We start from the raw sequence: 1,211 nt of genomic DNA, 5'->3' as shown, positions 1-1,211 counted from the left end.
TGCAGTCTGCAGCGTTGCAAAACGCCTGTGGGTTGTGAGGTTAAGCGACTAAGCGTACACGGTGGATGCCCAGGCAGTCAGAGGCGATGAAGGACGTGCTAATCTGCGTAAAGCGACGGTAAGGTGATATGAACCGCTACAGCCGTCGATGTCCGAATGGGGAAACCCGGTGCACTCTGTGCATCATTGCAGCATGAATACATAGTGCTGCAAGGCGAACCGGGGGAACTGAAACATCTAAGTACCCCGAGGAAAAGAAATCAACCGAGATTCCCCCAGTAGCGGCGAGCGAACGGGGAGCAGCCCAGAGCCTGAATCAGCATGTGTGTTAGTGGAAGCGTCTGGAAAGTCGCAGGGTACAGGGTGATACTCCCGTACACAAAAGCACACGCGCTGTGAGCTCGATGAGTAAGGCGGGACACGTGGTATCCTGTCTGAATATGGGGGGACCATCCTCCAAGGCTAAATACTCCTGACTGACCGATAGTGAACCAGTACCGTGAGGGAAAGGCGAAAAGAACCCCGGCGAGGGGAGTGAAACAGAACCTGAAACCGTGTACGTACAAGCAGTGGGAGCCTTCTTTATGGGGGTGACTGCGTACCTTTTGTATAATGGGTCAGCGACTTATATTCTGTAGCAAGGTTAACCGTATAGGGGAGCCGCAGGGAAACCGAGTCTTAACTGGGCGTTAAGTTGCAGGGTATAGACCCGAAACCCGGTGATCTAGCCATGGGCAGGTTGAAGGTTGGGTAACACTAACTGGAGGACCGAACCGACTAATGTTGAAAAATTAGCGGATGACCTGTGGCTGGGGGTGAAAGGCCAATCAAACCGGGAGATAGCTGGTTCTCCCCGAAAGCTATTTAGGTAGCGCCTCGTGAACTCATCTCCGGGGGTAGAGCACTGTTTCGGCTAGGGGGCCATCCCGGCTTACCAACCCGATGCAAACTGCGAATACCGGAGAATGTTATCACGGGAGACACACGGCGGGTGCTAACGTCCGTCGTGAAGAGGGAAACAACCCAGACCGCCAGCTAAGGTCCCAAAGTCATGGTTAAGTGGGAAACGATGTGGGAAGGCACAGACAGCCAGGATGTTGGCTTAGAAGCAGCCATCATTTAAAGAAAGCGTAATAGCTCACTGGTCGAGTCGGCCTGCGCGGAAGATGTAACGGGGCTAAACCATGCACCGAAGCTGCGGCAGCGACACT

At 53.8% G+C, this 1,211-nt stretch carries 1 rRNA gene; it reads left to right on the top strand.

The features are described 5' to 3' along the window. Window positions 1–38: 38 nt before the first annotated feature. Window positions 39–1,211, top strand: a 23S ribosomal RNA gene (locus tag ACTJKZ_RS21170); the annotation flags it as partial.

The organism is Pantoea sp. 22096 (assembly GCF_052045955.1).
Taxonomy (GTDB): domain Bacteria; phylum Pseudomonadota; class Gammaproteobacteria; order Enterobacterales; family Enterobacteriaceae; genus Pantoea; species Pantoea alfalfae.
The sequence above is the reverse complement of the archived record's forward strand: the minus strand, read 5'-3'. Positions and strand labels throughout refer to the sequence as shown.